Source organism: Paractinoplanes brasiliensis (genome assembly GCF_004362215.1).
Lineage (GTDB): Bacteria > Actinomycetota > Actinomycetes > Mycobacteriales > Micromonosporaceae > Actinoplanes > Actinoplanes brasiliensis.
Window position 1 is genome coordinate 2464622 of sequence record NZ_SNWR01000001.1, and the last position, 18289, is coordinate 2482910.

At 67.6% G+C, this 18289-nt stretch carries 24 protein-coding genes and 1 other RNA gene; 11 read left to right on the top strand and 14 right to left on the bottom strand.

The window, feature by feature from the left end; translation table 11 throughout:
* The first annotated feature begins 31 nt into the window (after window positions 1–31).
* From C8E87_RS10880 to C8E87_RS10895, 5 genes are all read left to right on the top strand, one after another.
* Window positions 32–697, top strand: coding sequence for an NAD(P)-dependent oxidoreductase (locus C8E87_RS10880; RefSeq protein ID WP_133872977.1), 666 nt, complete (start codon window positions 32–34; stop codon window positions 695–697).
* Between the two features lie 133 nt (window positions 698–830).
* Entirely contained in the window at window positions 831–1163 is a 333-nt protein-coding gene (locus C8E87_RS10885) for an SDR family NAD(P)-dependent oxidoreductase (protein WP_203720494.1), read from the top strand.
* 11 nt (window positions 1164–1174) lie between these two features.
* Window positions 1175–1330, top strand: a complete 156-nt coding sequence (locus C8E87_RS44570) for a hypothetical protein (RefSeq protein ID WP_203720493.1) — start codon at window positions 1175–1177, stop codon at window positions 1328–1330.
* A gap of 124 nt (window positions 1331–1454) precedes the next feature.
* Entirely contained in the window at window positions 1455–2396 is a 942-nt protein-coding gene (locus C8E87_RS10890) for an oxidoreductase (protein ID WP_133872978.1), read from the top strand.
* A 145-nt stretch (window positions 2397–2541) separates the two neighbouring features.
* Complete coding sequence (locus C8E87_RS10895; RefSeq protein ID WP_133872979.1) at window positions 2542–2811, top strand: type II toxin-antitoxin system Phd/YefM family antitoxin; 270 nt, start codon at window positions 2542–2544, stop codon at window positions 2809–2811.
* A gap of 99 nt (window positions 2812–2910) precedes the next feature.
* Here the strand turns inward: C8E87_RS10895 and C8E87_RS10900 are convergent, their stop codons facing one another.
* Together C8E87_RS10900 and C8E87_RS10905 are read right to left on the bottom strand one after the other, a co-directional pair.
* The gene (locus C8E87_RS10900) at window positions 2911–5433 is read right to left on the bottom strand and encodes a hypothetical protein (RefSeq protein ID WP_133872980.1); all 2523 of its coding nucleotides are present in this window, start codon (window positions 5431–5433) and stop codon (window positions 2911–2913) included.
* Window positions 5434–5527: 94 nt separating this feature from the next.
* Window positions 5528–6694, bottom strand: coding sequence for an FAD-dependent monooxygenase (locus C8E87_RS10905; RefSeq protein WP_133872981.1), 1167 nt, complete (start codon window positions 6692–6694; stop codon window positions 5528–5530).
* A gap of 75 nt (window positions 6695–6769) precedes the next feature.
* On the opposite strand from C8E87_RS10905, the gene C8E87_RS10910 reads away from it, so the two are divergent.
* Complete coding sequence (locus tag C8E87_RS10910) at window positions 6770–7258, top strand: MarR family winged helix-turn-helix transcriptional regulator (protein WP_239079957.1); 489 nt, start codon at window positions 6770–6772, stop codon at window positions 7256–7258.
* Window positions 7259–7266: 8 nt separating this feature from the next.
* On the opposite strand, the gene C8E87_RS43630 is transcribed toward C8E87_RS10910, so the two are convergent.
* A complete protein-coding gene (locus C8E87_RS43630) occupies window positions 7267–7440 on the bottom strand; it encodes a hypothetical protein (protein WP_166661145.1) in 174 nt (57 codons plus the stop codon).
* 99 nt (window positions 7441–7539) lie between these two features.
* Complete coding sequence (locus C8E87_RS10915) at window positions 7540–8505, bottom strand: zinc-binding dehydrogenase (protein WP_133872982.1); 966 nt, start codon at window positions 8503–8505, stop codon at window positions 7540–7542.
* A gap of 109 nt (window positions 8506–8614) precedes the next feature.
* On the opposite strand from C8E87_RS10915, the gene C8E87_RS10920 reads away from it, so the two are divergent.
* The 3 genes from C8E87_RS10920 (at window position 8615) to C8E87_RS10930 (ending at window position 9997) form a co-directional block, all read left to right on the top strand.
* Complete coding sequence (locus C8E87_RS10920) at window positions 8615–9040, top strand: MarR family winged helix-turn-helix transcriptional regulator (RefSeq protein WP_133872983.1); 426 nt, start codon at window positions 8615–8617, stop codon at window positions 9038–9040.
* Window positions 9041–9374: 334 nt separating this feature from the next.
* Window positions 9375–9626: a type II toxin-antitoxin system Phd/YefM family antitoxin gene (locus C8E87_RS10925; protein ID WP_133872984.1), complete on the top strand. Its 252-nt coding sequence runs from the start codon at window positions 9375–9377 to the stop codon at window positions 9624–9626.
* Window positions 9626–9997 (top strand): type II toxin-antitoxin system VapC family toxin, encoded by a 372-nt coding sequence (locus C8E87_RS10930; protein ID WP_133872985.1) that lies wholly within the window; start codon window positions 9626–9628, stop codon window positions 9995–9997. The genes C8E87_RS10925 and C8E87_RS10930 overlap by 1 nt, the downstream gene beginning before the upstream one ends.
* A 277-nt stretch (window positions 9998–10274) precedes the next feature.
* Here the strand turns inward: C8E87_RS10930 and C8E87_RS43635 are convergent, their stop codons facing one another.
* Entirely contained in the window at window positions 10275–10427 is a 153-nt protein-coding gene (locus C8E87_RS43635; RefSeq protein WP_166661146.1) for a hypothetical protein, read from the bottom strand.
* 27 nt (window positions 10428–10454) lie between these two features.
* Entirely contained in the window at window positions 10455–10601 is a 147-nt protein-coding gene (locus C8E87_RS43640) for a hypothetical protein (RefSeq protein WP_166661147.1), read from the bottom strand.
* A 357-nt stretch (window positions 10602–10958) separates the two neighbouring features.
* On the opposite strand from C8E87_RS43640, the gene C8E87_RS10935 reads away from it, so the two are divergent.
* Together C8E87_RS10935 and C8E87_RS10940 are read left to right on the top strand one after the other, a co-directional pair.
* Window positions 10959–11252, top strand: coding sequence for a type II toxin-antitoxin system Phd/YefM family antitoxin (locus C8E87_RS10935; RefSeq protein ID WP_133872986.1), 294 nt, complete (start codon window positions 10959–10961; stop codon window positions 11250–11252).
* Window positions 11249–11521 carry a Txe/YoeB family addiction module toxin gene (locus tag C8E87_RS10940; protein WP_133872987.1) on the top strand — a complete coding sequence of 91 codons (273 nt, stop codon included), beginning with the start codon at window positions 11249–11251 and terminating at the stop codon, window positions 11519–11521. Before C8E87_RS10935 ends, C8E87_RS10940 begins: the two co-directional genes overlap by 4 nt.
* 135 nt (window positions 11522–11656) lie before the next feature.
* On the opposite strand, the gene ssrA is transcribed toward C8E87_RS10940, so the two are convergent.
* From ssrA to C8E87_RS10980, 8 genes are all read right to left on the bottom strand, one after another.
* Window positions 11657–12032: a transfer-messenger RNA gene (ssrA, locus tag C8E87_RS10945) on the bottom strand.
* A gap of 24 nt (window positions 12033–12056) precedes the next feature.
* Window positions 12057–12707 carry a cellulose binding domain-containing protein gene (locus C8E87_RS10950; RefSeq protein ID WP_166661148.1) on the bottom strand — a complete coding sequence of 217 codons (651 nt, stop codon included), beginning with the start codon at window positions 12705–12707 and terminating at the stop codon, window positions 12057–12059.
* Between the two features lie 65 nt (window positions 12708–12772).
* Window positions 12773–13249 carry an SsrA-binding protein SmpB gene (gene smpB, locus C8E87_RS10955; RefSeq protein WP_133872989.1) on the bottom strand — a complete coding sequence of 159 codons (477 nt, stop codon included), beginning with the start codon at window positions 13247–13249 and terminating at the stop codon, window positions 12773–12775.
* A 53-nt stretch (window positions 13250–13302) separates the two neighbouring features.
* A complete protein-coding gene (locus tag C8E87_RS10960; protein WP_239079956.1) occupies window positions 13303–14505 on the bottom strand; it encodes a peptidoglycan DD-metalloendopeptidase family protein in 1203 nt (400 codons plus the stop codon).
* A gap of 144 nt (window positions 14506–14649) precedes the next feature.
* Window positions 14650–15525 carry a permease-like cell division protein FtsX gene (gene ftsX / locus C8E87_RS10965; protein ID WP_133872990.1) on the bottom strand — a complete coding sequence of 292 codons (876 nt, stop codon included), beginning with the start codon at window positions 15523–15525 and terminating at the stop codon, window positions 14650–14652.
* Window positions 15526–15584: 59 nt separating this feature from the next.
* Entirely contained in the window at window positions 15585–16265 is a 681-nt protein-coding gene (gene ftsE / locus C8E87_RS10970) for a cell division ATP-binding protein FtsE (protein ID WP_133872991.1), read from the bottom strand.
* A 148-nt stretch (window positions 16266–16413) separates the two neighbouring features.
* A complete protein-coding gene (prfB, locus tag C8E87_RS10975) occupies window positions 16414–17532 on the bottom strand; it encodes a peptide chain release factor 2 (RefSeq protein WP_133872992.1) in 1119 nt (372 codons plus the stop codon).
* 61 nt (window positions 17533–17593) lie between these two features.
* A complete protein-coding gene (locus tag C8E87_RS10980; RefSeq protein ID WP_133872993.1) occupies window positions 17594–18109 on the bottom strand; it encodes a PadR family transcriptional regulator in 516 nt (171 codons plus the stop codon).
* Window positions 18110–18289 lie beyond the last annotated feature (180 nt).

Consider the following 18289-nt stretch of genomic DNA (forward strand, 5'->3'; position numbering starts at 1 on the left):
CCCTGAACCGCCCGAAAGGCGAACGATCACGATGAGTAACCTTCTGGTCCTCGGCGGCAGTGGCCGCACCGGCGCTCATGTACTGGCGTACGCGGCACAGCGCGGCCACCGCGTCCGCGCCCTCGTCCGTAACCCCGGCAAGCTGTCGGCGCCGGCCGGCGTCGAACTGATCCAGGGCACCCCTGAGAACATCGACGACATCCGCAAGGCCGCCGACGGCACCGAGGCGGTGATCAGCGTGCTGAACAACGCCCGCGCCTCCGACAACCCGTGGGCCACGCCGATCAGCCCGCCGATGTTCATGACCACCGCCGCCCGGCACACCCTCACCGTCATGGGCGAGCAGGGCATCCGCCGCATCGTGCTGGCTTCCTCGCAGGGTGCGGGCGACGACTGGGCGCGGCTCAGCCCGCTGGTCAAGGCGTTCATCAAAATGTCGAACATCAAGGCGGGCTTCAACGACCACACCGGCGTCGACCAGGTCGTGCGCGCGTCGTCCGGCATCGACTGGACCCTGGCCCGCGCCGTAGCCCTGACCGACAAGCCCGCCGCCGGCCCCCTACGCGCTGCCGAGGCCGGCATCGAAAAGCCCGGCGCGTGGATCAACCGCACCGACCTCGCTCAGTTCCTCGTCCAGACGATCGAGGACGGCGCGTGGATTCGCACTGCGCCGCTGGTCTGGAACACCCGCGGCTGACCCGCCCCGCCACACCACGGGCGGCCCCTTCAGCAGCAGGAACTCCTGGGTCACTACTGAAGAGCGCCCGTGAACGCAGCTCGTACGGCTCTCGCACCGTCGCGCTCCACCGAATCCGTCGAAAGGACTTTCCATGCCCACTATCGCCATCGTCGGTGCCGGCCCAAGGCTGGGCCTGTCCATCGCCAAGGTGTTCGGCCGCAACGGCTTCTCCGTGGCACTCGTGGCACGGACCCAGGACAAGCTCGACCGTCTCGCCGTCGAACTCGGTGAATCGGGCATCGACGCCGCCGGGTTCGCCGCCGACATCATGGACCGGCCGCCCTTGATCGCCGCGTTCACCGGCATCAAGGAGCGGTTCGGCACGATCGACGTGCTGGAGTTCTCGCCCGCCCCGCACAACCCCGTGCCCGGCATCACCATGACCGGCCCGCCGCCACCGCCGCCCTCCGCGCCTGGGTGCTGAAGCTGCATCAGGTGACCGCCGGCAGCGGCGTGTACGCGGCACACGTGCCGATCTTCGCCTGGACCGGTGCGGGTGGCCCGGACACCCAGGCCGACACCATCGCCCAGCACTACTGGGACATCCATACCAAGCGGGACGGCGCCGAGCACCCGTACGCAGCGCCGTAAACCGCCGAGCCTGGCACGGTGCGGGCGGCTCACGCCGACATGTACCTCACCACGCCGCCGTCCATCATCGAGCCGCACCGCCGTCGTCGGCCGCGCTGAATCCCCGAGGGAGTGTGACAACGCCATGCCCACCCGCACGCCGTTGAAGTGGACCGCGGACCAGATACCCGACCTGACCGGACGCCACGTCCTGATCACCGGCGCCAACAGCGGCATCGGGCTCGAGACGGCCCGCGAACTGGCCCGCCACGGCGCCGAGGTGCTGATCGCGGTGCGCGACGAGCGCAAGGGCCGGCAGGCCGCCGCCGAGATCGCCGACACCGTGCCCCCAGCGCAGGTTCAGGTCGGCGTGCTCGACCTGGCCGACCTGGATTCCGTGCGGCGATTCGCCGATACCATCCTCGGCCAGCAGCACTCGCTGGACGTGCTGATCAACAATGCCGGGATCTCGGCCACCCCACGCCGGCTCAGCCCGCAGGGCCACGAACTGCAGTTCGCCACCAACCATCTGGGCCACTTCGCGCTCACCAACCTGCTCCTTCCCGTCCTTGCCGCAGGACACGACGCGCGCGTGGTCACCGTCAGCTCCGGCCAGCACAAAGGCGGCCGGATCCCCTTCGATGACCTCACCGGCGAGCACGGCTACGCCCCGTTGAAGTACTACCGCCAGTCCAAGCTGGCCAACGTCATGTTCGCCCTGGAACTCGACCGGCGGCTGCGCGGCGATCACAGTCCTATCCGCAGCCTTCTCGCCCACCCCGGCTACGCCGCCACCAACCTGCAGACCAACGGCCCCACCGGCCTCTACCGGCTGGTCGGCATCCTCAGCTCGAAACTCATCGCGCAAAGCGCCGCCCAGGCGGCGCTGCCGTCCCTGTACGCCGCGACCATGCCCGACGCCGACGGCGGACAGTTCTACGGCCCCGACCGACTCGGCGAACTCCGCGGGCACCCCACCCTCGTCACACCCGACCCCGCCGCCCAAGACCGGCAACTCGCTGATCGGCTCTGGACAGCCTCAGAAGAACTGACCGGAGTCGCCTACCCGTTCGCCATCGCCCCTTGAACCCGCCCGCGAGTTCGCGAGGGGTCACGGTGATCGGCACGGCCGGCGAAAGTAGCCACGAGTTTCTGCGCAACCACGAACAGAAAGTAGTCGACGGATCGGTGCTCCCGGACCAATTCCGAGCCCCCTGAAACCCCACGGTGCGGTGGTTACCGTTGGTGAATCCGACGCGCTCGTGGTCGAACACCCAGCGTTCGCCCTAGCTGCCTTTCGCGGCTCGGCGGAAGAATTGGCCGGCGCGTTCCGGATCGGTGTGACCAATCCGATAGGAGCGATCATGCCTGAGCAGAGGCATACGCTGGAACGTACCCTGCATGCCCTCGGTTCGGCCGCGAACGCCCGCCGCCTGCTCGAAAGCATCACCCAGGCGGACGCGGGCCTGGTGAAGGAGCGCCCGCTCGCCGCGAGGAAGTAATGTGCGGGCAGTCCCCGGTCCGGCCGCTTCGGCACGAGCAAGGGGCCCGGCAACGGATCGACGGCGCCACCGCGTGACGCCGTCGATCTTGCCCGTCGTTCAGGGTTTGCGGGTCAGTTCGAATGTCGCGGGCGCCTCGGTGGCGTTGAGGATCACCGTGAGGGGGCCGGCCGGCAGGGTGCACGTCGCTGTGCGTTCCGGGAAGGTTCCGGTCGGGCCGCAGAGGCGACGGCCGGACGCGTCGAAGATCGACAGGTAGGCGCCGCCGTCGCCGGTGGTGCGTTTCCAGGTGAAGGTTTCCCGGGCGGCGTGGGCGTCGGCGGGGATGATGCGGCAGGCCGTGAAGTCCTCGCCGCCGGTCGTCAGCGTCAACTGCGCGCTTTCGAACGCCGGGCAGGACGGCGGGCCGTCGACCCGCAGGAAGCGGGCCGCGAGCGGACCGGGCGCCTCACCCTCCTTCTGCGAGACGACCGCGAAGTACGGGGCGGTTCCGTCGAGTTCACAGCTGGTCTGCCACAACTCGTACGAGGAATCGCAGATGTACTCGCCCGCCGAGTCGTAGACCTGCGTGGGCGGGTACCCCTTGTCCGCGGTGATCAGTTCGACGATGGTCTGCCCCGTCGTCTGCGGGAGTTGCCGGCAGAGGAACTGACCCGGGGCGACGAACGTGTCGCGGTACAGTTCCTGCGACAGTGCCGGGCAGCCGGTGGGACGTTCCGGCAGCACGCTCAGGGCGTACCGGAAATCGTTGTCGAGGACCGTGTCGGTGGAGCGGGCCGAGAGCACCACGGTGTAGTCACCGGCCGCCGGGAACTCGCACCGGCCGGAGTCGTCGCAGATCCGGTGGCCGGTGGCGTCGAACACGGAGGCGTACGTCTGGTAGTTCTCACCGTCGTACGCCCGGATCCGGTGAACGCCCGCGCCGGGGACCCGCAGGACGCGGCAGCGGATCGGCCCGTACGCCCCGGCCGGCGGGTCGTTGAACGCGCCCGGCGTCACGACGGGGCACCCCTCCGGCGCGGTGAGGCTGCGGGCCTGCACCTTGTAGGTCAGGTCGACGCTGTCCGAGTTCCATTGCGACAGGTACGAGACCACGCGGTACGTGCCGTTGGCCGGCAGCTCGCACCCGGTCTCTTCGCTGTACCCCAGGCAGAGCGCCTGCCCCGTGCCGTCCACCAGCAACGTGTCCGCGAAGTTGTACCGGGTCGGCGCCGCGTAGACGACCACACGCTGCCCGGCCTCGCCCTGGAACTGCTGACAGTTCGTCTGCACCGGGGACGTCTGGTGCAGCAGTTCCGCGTCCTGGTCCCAGCGCAGCGACGTGCCCGTGGTGCATCCCGCGGCCCGATAAAGGGCAGCCACAGCGATGTCGTACGTGATCGGCTCCCAGTGCTGGTTGCCCACGACGATCGTGTAGTCACCCGACGCCGGCAGCGAGCAGGCGCGCCGGTTCTCGTACTTGTCGCAGAGTCTCTGGCCGGCGTCGTCGTAGAGGTTCCACCAGAGTAATTGGTCGTTGTGGATCCGGACCGAGACCCCACCGGCCGAAGGCGCACGCAGCTTGTGACAGGCGACGCCGTTCTCCTCGTCGATCGTCGCGGTGCCCGCGGCCGCACCGGGGTCGCCGAACGTGGCGGGCCGCAGCACCGGGCAGCCCGTCGAGTGGGAGATCCGTGACATGCGCAGCGTGTACGTGACCTCGTGGCCGTACAACTCGTACATCATCAGCCGGTACGGGCCGGGCGTGTCCAACGTGCAGACGTACGCGTCCTGGATCGGGCAGACGGGACGGTACTCGCCGTCGAGGATCTGACCCCGTACGTCGCCGCTGTTCGACGCCCTCGGCGGGTACATCTGCAGCACGCTGCCGGCCGGCTGGTCGAAGGTGAAACACTCCCCGGCCGACCCCAGGGCGAGCCCAGCCGTACGCCCTGAGGAGGCGAACGAGAAGAATCCGTTGCCCAGCGTCCGGCAGCTCGACGGCGTCCGCTGCGACTGCAGGGACAGCGTGTACGCCATGTCGCCTGCGCCGTAGGAGAGCGCCACCACGACGGTGTACGTTCCGGCGGCGCCGAGCTCACAACCGGCCGGGTAACTCCCGTAGTAGCAGATGTAGTTGCCTTCGGCGTCGTACAGCATCGCGCTGACGTTGTCGGTGACGTCGTTGTTGGCGGTCTCGGTGACGGTGCCGTACAGGACGTCGCCCGCCACGCTGGTGGTCACGGTGAAGATGTCCTGCCTGTCCCCCGACAACGAGGAACAGCTGTAGATCTTCCCGAACTGGGCCACGCCGCCACACTTAACCTTGTTCTGCTTCCGAGGCGCGACCGGCGGCCGAGCGCCCTTGTCCACATTGGCCCGGCGCGGACTCAGGTCCTTGTCCGCAGTCGCCGCCGACCCGGCCTCGCTCTCCGCCGCGACATCACCGCCGGGCGCGGCCCGCGCGGGCCCGGCCTCGCTTTCCACCGCGGCATCACTGCCCGGCGCGGCCCGCGCGGGCCCGGCCTCGCTTTCCACCGCGGCATCACTGCCGGGCGCCGCCTGCGCAGGCCCGGCGCTCAGCATTCCGCCCAGCAGCAGAACACCGACCAACCCCGCGTACGCGGATCTCTTCATCCCCATGCAATCTCCCCCGCTGAGACCCCGCACAGACGCGGAGCGCGAGGATCATGACACGCACATCAACGGCAAACAATATTGATGCCCGTCGGCATGGTCAGAAGCTCGGCAGTATGAGGGCGGAGTGCTCGGGCCGCCCGTCGGCCGGGATGACGTCGAGGCCACGCAGCATCTCGTTGCGCTTGGCCATGGCTTCCTCGGTGCGCGGGAAGAGGACGGAGCTGCCGTCCCCGGCGAGGTTCTGGTTCGCCTCGACGAACGGCCGGGTGCTGTTCTCGTAGGCGGCGAAGGCGGTTTCGTGACCTTCGCTCGTGGCCAGCGCGCCGGCGAGCATGTACGCGCCGACCAGGCCCAGGCTGGTTCCCTGGCCGGTCAGGAACGACGGGGCGTGGGCGGCGTCACCGACCAGCGCGACCCGCCCGGTGGACCACCGGGGCATCCGGATCTGGCTGACCACGTCGAAGAAGAGGTCGCCGGCCGCACGCATGGCGGCGACCATGCGCGGCACCTCCCACCCGTCACCGGCGAAGATCGAGGCGACCAGCTCGCGCTGCGCGTCAGGGTCGCGGAAGGCGTCGTACGGCGGTTCCGCCTCGGCGAAGGTGAGAAAACCGTGCACGTACGGGCCGTCGCCCGCCGCGTAGACGGCTGCGCCCCGGCCCGGGCGGCTCCAGAGAACGGCCTCGTGCGAGAGGCCCTGATCGTTCGGCATCGTGAAACCCGCGAAGCAGTGGCCCAGGTACCGATGGAACTGTGTTTCCGGCCCGAAGGCAAGGCGCCGGGTGTTCGAGTGGAGCCCGTCCGCGCCGACGACGAGATCAAAGGTGCCGTGCGCCCCGCTGCGGAAGGTCACATCCACCCCGTACGGGCTCTGGTCGAGCGTCGCGATGCTGTCGTCGAACCGGAACTCGACGTCGTCGCGGACCGTGGCGTACAGGATCTCGGTGAGGTCACCCCGGCGCACCTCGACGTCCTCGTTCCCGATTCCGCCGATGACGACGTCGGGCTTGACCGAGGTGATCACGCCGCCGTCCGGATTGAGGAAGGTGATCCGCTGCGTGTCGATGTGAGCCTTCCGCAGCTCCGGCAAAACCCCCATTCGCCGTACGACCTCAAGCGCGGTCCCCCGGACGTCGATGGGATAGCCGCCGCCGCGAATCGTGCCCGCCTTCTCGACGACGGTGACGTCGAAGCCGTATCGCCGCAGCCAGTACGCCAGCGTGGGACCAGCGATACTCGCGCCGGAGATGAGTACCCTGCTCATGACCTACCTCCAAGATAGCTACCTGAAGTACCTAACTGAGGCAACTATATACCTAACTTAGGTATCGAAACGAGCATGATGACCGACACCACCGACGGCGGAGAGTTCGACCTGCTGACCGTGCTGCCCCGCCTGAGCCGGCTCGGCACGGTGATGAACCGAAGCCGGCTCATCGAACGCGCCACCGCGAACGCCGGCACCGACCTCGACCGCCCCGCGCTGTCGGTGCTGATCACGTTGCACACGGGCGACGGCCCGCTCCGGGTCGGCGAGATCGCCAAACGCATGCAGGTAGTGGGCCCGCACATCACCCGCCAGGTACACGAACTCGAACGGCTCGGCCTCGCCCGGCGGATCCCCGACCCCGTCGACCAGCGGGCCCGGCTGGTCGAACTCACCCCCGAGGGGGCTGCAGCGGTGGCCCGCTACATGCAAACAGTCCTCGACCTACTCGGCGACGTCCTCCACGACTGGTCCCCCGAAGACCGCCAGACCTTCGGCCGCCTCCTCGAACGCTTCGCCACCGACCTCACAGCCCGCCTCCAAACCCTCGACGAGGAATAACCCGGGGCTCAGGCCCTACTGCTGGCGTCGCGCCGTGTCCACATGGTCGTGCCGATGACGACGTAGGCGTCGTCCCATTGCCACCACCTCTCGGTCCCCTCGTCCTTCGGCTTGCTGAACGACAGGACCGTGCACGGCGGCAGCCGGGGCAGGTCGTACACGAGCTCCGGGCGGTCCGGCAAGTTGTGTTCTTCTCGCTCGAGGTACAGCTTCTCAACCCGCTCCGGTGACTTGTTCTGGATACGGACGACTCGTTCGGCGCCGGGCAACAGATCCCGCGCTCAGGGAACGAGCACGATCTTTCCCGTGACCTGACGGCTCTCAAGCAGGCGGTGCGCCTCCGCCGCCTGCTCGAGTGGCAACGTGGTGACCTCGGGGGAGATCGCACCACTGGAAAGCTGTCCGACGAGGGCGGCCACATCCGTGCGGAACCGGGCGGGGTCCTTCTTGACCGCCCCTTCCACGGTGTGCAGGACAAGCTTGGGACCGGGGGTGATCTTGGCGCGAGCGATGGCCGCGATCATTCGTCCCAGAGCTCGCGTTCGCGATCGCCCGGAGCCGGCGGCAAAGCTGAATCCGTAAGAAACCACCACACCGTCGCGGGCCGTGGCGCGGCGCGACCGTGCCAGCGACGGACCGCCGACCGAATCGAAGGTTGCCGCCACCGGCGCCGGCAGCGATGCCGCATCGGCAACCCACGTCGCCCCGAGTTCCTCCACGCGACCGCGGCGCGGCTGACTGGAAGTTCCGTACACCTTGACGTCGGCCGATCGTGCGATCTGAGTGAGCGCTGACCCTACGCCTCCCGCCGCACCGAGCACGAGAACCGCACTGCCGGGACGTGGCAGGGCCACGTGGTGAAACATCTGATGGGCGGTGAGGTAGTTGAGCAGAAGAGCGTCCAGAATCGCCGCATCAACACCTTGTGGCAGAGGCGCAACATGGGTCGCCGTCGCAAGCACGTGAGTGGCATAACCTCCCGTGCCGACCAGCGCGCCAACACGCTGCCCGACGGCGAACTCCGTGACCCCCGGCCCGGTGGCGAGCACCAGACCGACGACGTCGAAGCCCAAGACGTCCGGCACCTTCCCTGGGTTGAGCCCCAACCTGGTGGTGACGTCGTTGAAGGCGACCCCGACCGCCTCGGCGCGAATGAGGACCTGGCCGGCGCCGGGCGCCGGCACCACGCCGCTCTCGACCACCAGCTCCTCAGGGCCACCGGCGTGGCGCAGCCGGACCCTGGTCATGCTCTACTCACTCATACATGAGAAACTAGATGATAAAATCAAGTATTATGATCGAGGTGATGAGCCTCACTGATCCCGCAATGACTTGTGAGAGGCTAAGGTGCCGGTGATGCCGGAGCCCGAGGAGTTGGCGACCCAACTGCTTCATCAACTGATGACGCTGTCGGGAGAAGTCGCGGGCCGCATGCACGACGGGCTCGATCGGCTCGATCTGAACGAGCGCACCGCCAACCTGATCTGGCTCCTGAGCCCGGATGCAGAGCCACAACCGTTGCGCAAACTCGCCGCCCAGCTTCGCTGCGATCCGTCCAACCTCACTCTCATCAGCGCGAAACTGGAAGAACGCGGACTGGCCGAGCGACGCCCCCACCCCGAGGATCGACGTGGCCGGACATTGGTGCTGACCGCATCCGGTCGAGATGTCCGCGAGCAACTGATCGGCATGGTTGCTCAGCGCTCACCCCTGGGCGGCCTGAACACGGAAGAGCAACAGCGCCTGCAGGCGCTGCTCGCCAAAGCGCTCACCACGATGTAGGTGCCGGACCGCGGGTCAACGCTCGGCCGGCACAGGCCCGAAGCGCATTAGAGGCGGTCACCGCCCACTTGGACCCGACCGACGACCGCAACTATCACACCGGAGCAAACAGGACGGAGGCCCCGGTCCGCGCTTTCCGCGAGCTGGGGGCCGCCAATCCGTGGAGCTGGTGTCGGCTTGCTTGAACTCCGCCGACCAGCTGACACGGCTCCGCGACGGCGACGGCGACGGCGACGGCGACGGCGACGGCGACGGCGACGGCGACGGCGACGGCGACGCATTTTCCTAGCCGCCCGCTCACCGCTGGACTAACCTCTTAGCTAAGGAGGTCGCGATGTCTGACGCAGCTGCACAGTTCAACATCCATGACGCAAAGACAAATCTTTCGCGGATCATCGACCGCGTCGAACATGGCGAGGAGATCATCATCAGCCGGGCCGGCACACCGGTCGCCAAGGTCATCCCCCTGAACCGCACGGTCGACCGGGTCGGCCGAGGCAGCCTCGCCGGCCAACTCACCATGGCGGAGGACTGGGACTCCGCCGACGTGAACGAGGCCATCGCCCGAGACTTCGGACTGGCTTGATGAGCCTGCTCCTTGACACCCACATCGTGCTGTGGTGGCTGACGGACGACCCGACCCTCGCCGCCGACCTCAAGGACCGGCTGGACCATGAGCCAGACGTCTACGTCAGCGCCGCAACCATCTGGGAAGTAGCGATCAAGCAAGCCCTCGGCAAGCTCAAACCCGACGATCTCGCTGAACGTATACGCGACAGCGGCTTCCGTCACTTGGATATCACCGCCGCTCACAGCATCGCAGCGGGTCGCCTCCCCCTGCTCCACCGCGACCCGTTCGACCGAATGCTCATCGCCCAAGCAAAGTCAGAAGGCCTGACGCTGGTCACTCGTGACCCCGAAATCGCGAAGTACGACCTGGACATCCTCACGGCCTAGCCACCGAGCCAAGTAGGCGCCGTGACCCCTACCCGGCGCAACAGCCCGCACCTGGGTTCCACGGAGTTCGACCCCCTTGAGCAGGAATATCGAAACGCCGGAGACTCAGACGAGTGGGGGCCCGAGGGCCGTGGACCCCGCCGAGATTCGGCGGCGCTCCTGCGCTCGGCGACGACCGCCCCGACACCCGCCTGTCCGCCGAGAACGTCGCGGCCGTCGCCCTCCGGGAAGGCGAGTGAATGCGCGCACATCCCGACTACCGCGGTTCGGAGTGCGCTCAAAATTTGGCGTTCGTGTACTCGAGCACCTCGTCGGCCGTGCTGCTGAACGCGGGCACGCCGACCAGCTCGAAATCGACGACGCTGGGGTCGTCCGGCCGGAAGACCTCCAGCGTGAACAGCCGGCCGTCGGAGACGAAGTTCGCGTACACCGAGAGCGAGGAGTCCAGGCCCTCGGTTTAGAGCGTGAGCAATCCGCCCGGCGCAGAGCCGTCCTTGACCTCACCGAACATGGCCGGCGCGGCCCGTGCCTGCGCCGCACTCATGCCGAAACGCAGATCGCCGAGCCCCGTTCCGAGCATGATCGGCACTGTCAGGTCTGCCACACCTATCCCTCAGAAGTCGACGGCGCAGCACAAGGCGAAGATCGAGCGGGCAGCCAGAGCGACCACCCACAAAAGCGCATGCCACCCAGAAAACGCAAGTGACCGCACCGTCGGGCTTCAGGGGCTCGGCCCCCTGAGCAGACATACCGAGACGGCCCCCGGCTCGCGCTTTCCGCGAGCAGCGGGCCGCCAGCCGTGGAGGTGCTGTCGGCTTATTCGAACCCCGGCGGACGGGAGTACTCAACCCTCCGCGCGGCCCTCAGCGAGTCACACCCCGGCTGCCATGGGTGTTTGCCCTGACGTACGTCCAGGCGTACGCTCAAACGTACGTCGCACACCGGAGCCCGAGGAGTCACCATGAAGGTCCTGACAATCAGCGACGTCCGCAAGAACTTCGCAGCCGTCGTGGACATGGTGATCGACGACGCCGAAGAGTGCGTCATCCCTCGCGGTGGCGGCAAAGCGGTCGTGATCGTCTCGCTCGACGAGTGGAACGCAATGAAAGAGACGCTGCACGTGCTCGGCTCGACATCAAATGCTCGCCGCCTCTTGGAAAGCATCGCTCAGGCCGACGCCGGCCTACTTGAGGAACACCCTCTCCTCGACCCCGACGCACCCCCTGTCCCGGACGCCGGCAAGGAAGCAGCGTGAGCTTACGCGTCGTTTTCACGCCCAATGCATGGCAGGATTTCGACGGCTGGCTCAGCCGCGACATGAAGATGGCTCGGCGCATCAGCAAGCTGATCATCGACGTCCAGCGAAACCCACAGGGAACCGGCATCGGCAAGCCGGAGATGCTGAAAGGCCCACTGTCCGGCTGGTCTTCCCGCCGCATCAACGATGAGCACAGGCTGATCTACCGAGTCCGCGGCAATGACTTGGAAATCGCCGCCTGCCACGGCCACTACCTCGACAAGTAACAAGCGCCAAGACACGCAACGGCGCCGCAACCACCGCCGCGAGCACAATCACGGCGACGCGGGGCGTCCGGCCCCGGAGCAGGCATACCGAAACGGCCCCCTGCTCGCGCTTTCCGCGAGCAGGGGGCCGCCAATCCGTGGAGGTGCCGGGAATCGAACCCGGGTCCTTCGTCGCTTCGTCAGGGCTTCTCCGAGCGCAGCTCACTTTGTCTCTACTCGGCCCCGGGAATCATGTGAGCAAGTTCCTGTGACGGGCCCAGTCGCTGATTAGTCTCGCCGTGAGGTCCCCGCGACCGGGACCTGTTGGCCAACCTCCTAGCTGATGCCGGAAATCCGGGACGGAGGTACTCCCGGTCCGACAGACTCGCTACTCGCCTCAGGCGGCGAGAGCGAAGTCAGCGCGATTGGAATCGGCGCTTATTGGTTTCCGACGATCGATTCTCGAGACGACGTCGGCTTCCTCGGCTCGCTTCCCCTGTCTCCACATTCGAAGTCGAAACCAGTCACCCCCTGGTCAAAACGTAACTGTGCCATCCTACCTGACGCTGCAGGAACCGCCCAGCGCATTGCAGCCCGCCGGGCGGGCCTTGCCACGGCCGGTCTTCGATACCTGGTAGCCGAAGGACGCCTGCTGCCCCGGGGCCAGTGTGCCGCCGGTGAAGACGAGGCCGCTGCCCTGTTGATCGCCGCGCGCGTTCCAGGTGCCGCGCAGTTGCAGGTCGCGCTGGCCGGAGTGGCTGACGGTCACTTTCCACTGCACGGGGGTCCGGCCCTCGTTGACGACGCGTACGGCGGCCACGTAGCCCTCGTCCCAGCTCGCGCCGACCGACAGGGTGGCCTTGACGTCGGTTCGGGGCGGGGGCGGCGTGGTCTTCACCACGGGCGGGCGGGTCCTTTCCGGTGACCGGGAGTGCGTCGGCGCGGACGTGGAGGGAGCGGTGGACTTGCGGGGCGCACGTGAGGGCGTACGGGATGGGGTGGGGGAAACGGACGGCGGGGATGAAACCACCGGCGGGGCCGCGGCCGACGTGACCGGGGGCAGCACGAGCGTGGGGGCCTTGGACGCCTCGGCCGGGCCGACCGCGCGTACGGCGATCCAGACGACCAGGAGCACCAGGACGGCGACGGCGAAGCTCAGGACGAACCGGGCCGTGCCGAACACGCGCACGGAGTGCTTGGCAGCCAACTTTGCGACCCTCCCCAGGACCTGCGCCGGCTGAGCACGAAAGAGCCGGCGGGGAAGAGTACCTGTCAGCCCATGCCTTTGGCACGCCGGCCGAGGGCCCGGTTGATTTCCTTCTGCGCGTCGCGGCTGGCCAGGTCTTGCCGCTTGTCGTAGCTCTTTTTGCCCTTGGCCACGCCGATCTCGACCTTGGCGTAGCCGTTGTGGAAGTACACCTGCAGCGGCACCAGCGTCACGCCGTCGTCGCGCAGCTTGTTGCGCATCTTGGCGATCTCGTCGCGGTGCAGCAGGAGCTTGCGGACGCGCCGGGGCTCGTGGTTCGTCCAGGTGCCCTGGGTGTATTCGGGGATGTGCATCCCGTGGAGGAAGATCTCGCCGTCGTGCTCGTGGCCGAACGCGTCGACCAGCGAGGCCCGCCCGGCCCGCAACGACTTGACCTCTGTGCCGGTCAGCACGAGGCCCGCCTCGAACGTGTCGGAGATGGCGTAGTCGTGGTGGGCCTTGCGGTTGGAGGCGACGACCTTGCGACCCTGTTCGCGTGGCATGCCGCCGGACCTCCTATGAATGAGTGACTGAACCTCGCCATGCTACTAGGGGTTCAACACAGACAGGGCGGCAGATAATTCACCGGGTTGCGGGGCTCGCCGTTGAAGCGGGTCTCGAAGTGCAGGTGGTTGCCGGTGGAGGCGCCGGTCGTGCCGACGAGCCCGATCACCTCACCCCGGCGTACGTAGTCGCCGACGTCGGCCAGGAACGCCGATTGATGCCCGTAGCAGGTCTGGAAGCCGACGCCGCTGATTCGCCCGTGGCTGATGCAGGTGTACCGGCCGTACCCGCCGGCCCAGGAGGCGCGGATCACCCGGCCCGCGGCGGCGGCGCGGATGGGGGTGCCGCCGCCCGCCGCGATGTCCATGCCGGCGTGCAGTTGCCACACCCGGTAGTACGGGTCGAAGCGCCATCCGTAGTTGCTGGACTTCCAGCCGGCGACCGGCATTAGCAACCGGCCGCCCTCGTAACGGCCGTCGCCGGACCTGAGGGAGTAGCCGCGCAGGGCGGCCTGGATCCGGGCCTCCTCGGCCTTGGCCGCGCGGTAGCGGGCGAGCACTGCGGCGCGCTGGGAGTTGGCCACCCGGAGCGCGGCGGCTCGCGTCTCGGCCAGCTGGGCCAGGGCCGCGCGCGCCTGTTCGGCGGCTTTCTGGGCGTCGCGCGCGGCGGTGAGCCGGTCGCGCGCGGCCTCCTCGGCCTCCTCGGCGGCGCGCTTGGCGAGCCCGGCGCGGTCCTGTTCCGTACGGGCCTGGCGCCGGGCGTCGACCAGGACGGCGACTTCCCGCTGCTGCACGCGCATGATCTGGTCGACGATGCTGAGCCGGTCCATCATGTCGGCCGGGCCGCTGGCGTCGACCAGCACGTTGAGGCGCGCGATGTCGCTGCCCATGTAGCTCGCGGTGGCGATCTCGTCGACCCGGTCACGGGCGTCGGCGACCTGGTCGCGGGCCTTCTGGAAGCGGTCGGCGACCTCCTCGTACGCCTCCCGTGCCGCCTTGGCCCTGCGGTCGGCGCTCTTGTGGCCGGCCAGCGCCGCGGCGACCGCCCCGCGGGACATCGCGACTTTTTTCTGCGCCGAGGGCATGGCGGCGGTGGCCGTCTCGAGGCGCCGGGCGGCCGCGCGGGCGACGTCGGTGGCGTGCTCCAGGACGGCTTCGGCGCGCTGCACGGCCTGTCCGGCACGCTTGGCGTCGTCGTCCTTGGGGTCGGCCCGTACGGGGTGCGGCGCGATCAGCAGGGCTACGCAAAACAGCACAAGCGCACTTTTCCGGCTATGTCGGCTTTTTGACCACACGATAAGCACCGTAACCCGACCGTAGCGGCCGTATCCCCCAAAACGCCCAACGGCCGCATCCTCACAGGAAGGATGCGGCCGTGGCGTGAATTCAGCGGGAGGGCGTCAGACCTTGAGGTAGAAGCGCAGGGTGACCCACGCCGTGACGGCGCTGACCAGGGCGCCCACGCCGGCCAGCAGCGGCAGCATGAGCCACACGTTGCCGTTCTCGATCGGCGTGAGGATGGTCGTGAGCGCCTGCAGCTTGTTGTCGAACAGCACGATCTTGCTCACGAACAGGGCGACGAAGCCGAGGAGGGCGCCGATCAGACCGGCCACCACCGCCTCGAGCACGAACGGCGCCTGGATGAACCAGTTCGACGCGCCGACCAGCTTCATGACGGCGACCTCGCGGCGCTTGCTGTACGCGGCGACCTGGATCGTGTTTCCCACCAGGAGCAGCGCGGCCAACGCCATCACCCCCGCGACCACCAGCGCACCCACCTGGATGGCATTGAAGATGCTGAACACCTTGTCGAGCAGCGCACGCTGGTCGATGATGTCCTGAATGCCCTGCATGCCCTTCATCTGGTCGGTGAAGGTCTTGTAGGTCTCGGGGTTCTTCAGCTTCACCCGGAAGGATTCGGGCAGGCTGTTCGGGCCGACCGAGTTGACGAACTCGGGCGAGTCCTTCCACAGCTGCTTGAACCGCTCGAGCGCCTGCTCGCGAGTCTCGTACGTGCTGTTGGCGACCAGAGGGTTGGACGAGATCGCGCTGTCGATCTGCTGGCGCTGGCCGTCGGTGACGTCAGTGCGCAGGAAGATCGAGACCTCGATCTCGCCGTAGTAGTAGTTCTTCATCTGGTCGACCTGCATGTACAGCAGCACGCTCGCGCCCAGCATGGTCAGCGAGACCGACATGGTGATGATCATGGCGACCGTCATCGTGACGTTTCGCCACAGGCCCACCAGGACCTCGTTGAGGACGTACTTCAAGCGCATCGGGGGGTTCCTTCCGGGACTCCGCGCAGTTCTTCTTCAGTCGGGGGTAAAGGCGGAGCTCAGCCGTAGACGCCGCGAGCCTGGTCGCGAACGATGCGGCCACTTTCGATCTCGATGACGCGCCGGCGCATCTGGTTGACGATGTTGGAGTCGTGGGTGACCATCACGACCGTCGTGCCGGTCCGGTTGATCCGGTCCAGCAGCCGCATGATCTCGATCGACGTGTCGGGGTCGAGGTTTCCGGTGGGCTCGTCGGCCAGCAGGATCAGCGGGCGGTTGACGAACGCGCGAGCGACCGCGACACGCTGCTGCTCACCACCGGAGAGCTCGTGCGGGTAGCGGTGCTCCTTGCCGCCCAGGCCGACCAGCTCGAGAACCTCGGGCACGACCCGCCGGGACACGGCCTTGGTCTTGCCGATGACCTCCAGGGCGAAGGCCACGTTCTCGTACGCGGTGCGGTTGGGCAGCAGGCGGAAGTCCTGGAACACACAGCCGATCGAACGGCGGAAGTGGGGGATCTTCCAGGAGCGGATCGAGGTGACGTCCTTGGAGTTCACCATCACCCGGCCGCGCGTGGGCGCGACCTCGTGCAGCAGAAGCTTGATGATCGTGGACTTGCCGGAACCGGAGGGGCCGATGAAGAAGACGAACTCACCCTTCTCGATCCCGACGCTGACCTCGTCCAGCGACGGGCGAGACGCCTTGGGGTACGTCTTCGTCACGTTCTCGAGCTGAATCACGGGAACGGAGTCTACGCGGTGTAACGAAAACGCCAACCCCGCCGGGTCCGCCATTCTGCGCATGTGGTGAAGAAACCCGGCCGACGGGCGACGCCGGCCCACCGTTCGTCCGCGGGCCGTCGCCGTCCGTAGACGATCTTGCCGGGCGTTACGCCGAGGCGCTCTTCTCGGACTGCTTACGCCAGCGGATGCCGGCCTCGATGAACTCGTCGAGATCACCGTCGAAGACGTTCGAAGGGTTGCCCGTCTCCTGCTCAGTGCGCAGATCCTTGACCATCTGGTACGGGTGCAGGACGTACGAGCGCATCTGGTCGCCCCAGGATCCGGTGGTGTCCTGCTTGAGGCCGGCCATCTTCGCCTCCTCCTCCTGACGCTTCCGTTCGAGGAGCCGCGCCTGGAGCACGCGCATGGCCGAGGCCTTGTTCTGAAGCTGAGATTTCTCGTTCTGGCACGTGACGACGATCCCGGTCGGAATGTGCGTCAGGCGCACAGCGGAGTCCGTGGTGTTAACGCTCTGTCCACCAGGACCCGACGAACGGTAGACGTCGACGCGCAGCTCGTTCTCGGGAATGTCGATGTGGTCGGTCTGCTCCACCACGGGCATCACCTCGACCCCGGCGAAGCTGGTCTGACGGCGGCCCTGGTTGTCGAACGGGCTGATCCGCACCAGGCGGTGTGTGCCCGATTCCACACTCAAGGTCCCATAGGCGTACGGGACCTTCACCGCGAAGGTGGCCGACTTGAGCCCCGCTTCCTCGGCGTAGGACGTCTCGTAGACCTCGGTCGGGTAGCCGTGGCGCTCGGCCCAGCGCAGATACATCCGCATGAGCATCTCGGCGAAGTCGGCGGCGTCGACACCACCGGCGCCCGCCCGGATGGCCACCACGGCCTCGCGGGAGTCGTACTCCCCCGAGAGCAGGGTGCGGACTTCCATCTCCTCGATGGCCTTGGTGAGCGCGACGATCTCGTCACCCACCTCGTGCACCGAGTCCTCGTCGCCCTCGGCCTCGGCCATCTCCAGCAGCAGGCCGGCGTCGTCAAGCCGGGAACGGAGGCGCTCGATGCGGTTGATCTCACCGGAGACGTACGAGAGCCGGCTGTTGACCTCTTGGGCGCGGGCCTGGTCGTCCCAAAGGTCCGGCGCGGAGGCTTGTTCCTCGAGCTCCGCCTTGTCCCGCCGCAACTTGTCGACGTCCAGGACGTTCTCGATGTTGCGCAGGGTGGCGTCGAGGGTCTTGAGTTGCTCGGGATAGTCGGCAGCGGTCACGACAGTCAAGACTACGCCGCCCCGACCAGTTTGCTGGTCGGGGCGGGCACTGTGTCAGTCGTCAGCCGGTCGGAGCCGCCTTGAGCCAGCTGAGCGCGGCCTTGTGATAGGCGACGGCGAACTCGAGAGCCGCCGCGCCGTACGCGTCGCCTGCCTTCTTCGCCTCCTTGGCCTGTTCCTTGGCCATCGCCATGGCCTCGGAGTGGTATTCGCTGGCGCCGGTGTAAAGGGTCTGCAACTGGTTGCCGCTGTGTTGCTCCCCGAAGGCGACCCGCAGGGCGACCGGGTTGCGCAGCGCGTCCCGGCCCGCGGGTTCGGCCAGCCACCGGCTGAAGGCTCGTTTGCCGGCGGCGGTGATGGCGTAGGGCTGGCTGGATCTCGGGCCGGGCTTGCCGAGACGGACATAGCCCATTTCGGCGAGAACCGGCAATTCGCGGTAGACCTGGCTCCGCGTCATCGACCAGTATGGCCCGAGGCGGCGTTCGGCAGCCGCCATAAGCTGACCGCCGGTCATCGGCCCCTCGTGAAGCAGGCCGAGCAGAGCGGCAGCCGTGGGATTGATTTGAGAGTCGGGCATGCCTTCTAAGCTGCCACTTTGTCGCGCCGACGTCCAGGATTTCGCCCGATCCGTCCAGTTTGCGTCTCCACATACGACTGTCCCGCACGGACAGTCCGACCACGAGGGTCGAGACGGCGCGTTCTGCCAAGAATTTGGGTCTTGACCAGCTAAAATGGCCCTAGCCAAACGGTCAGACGG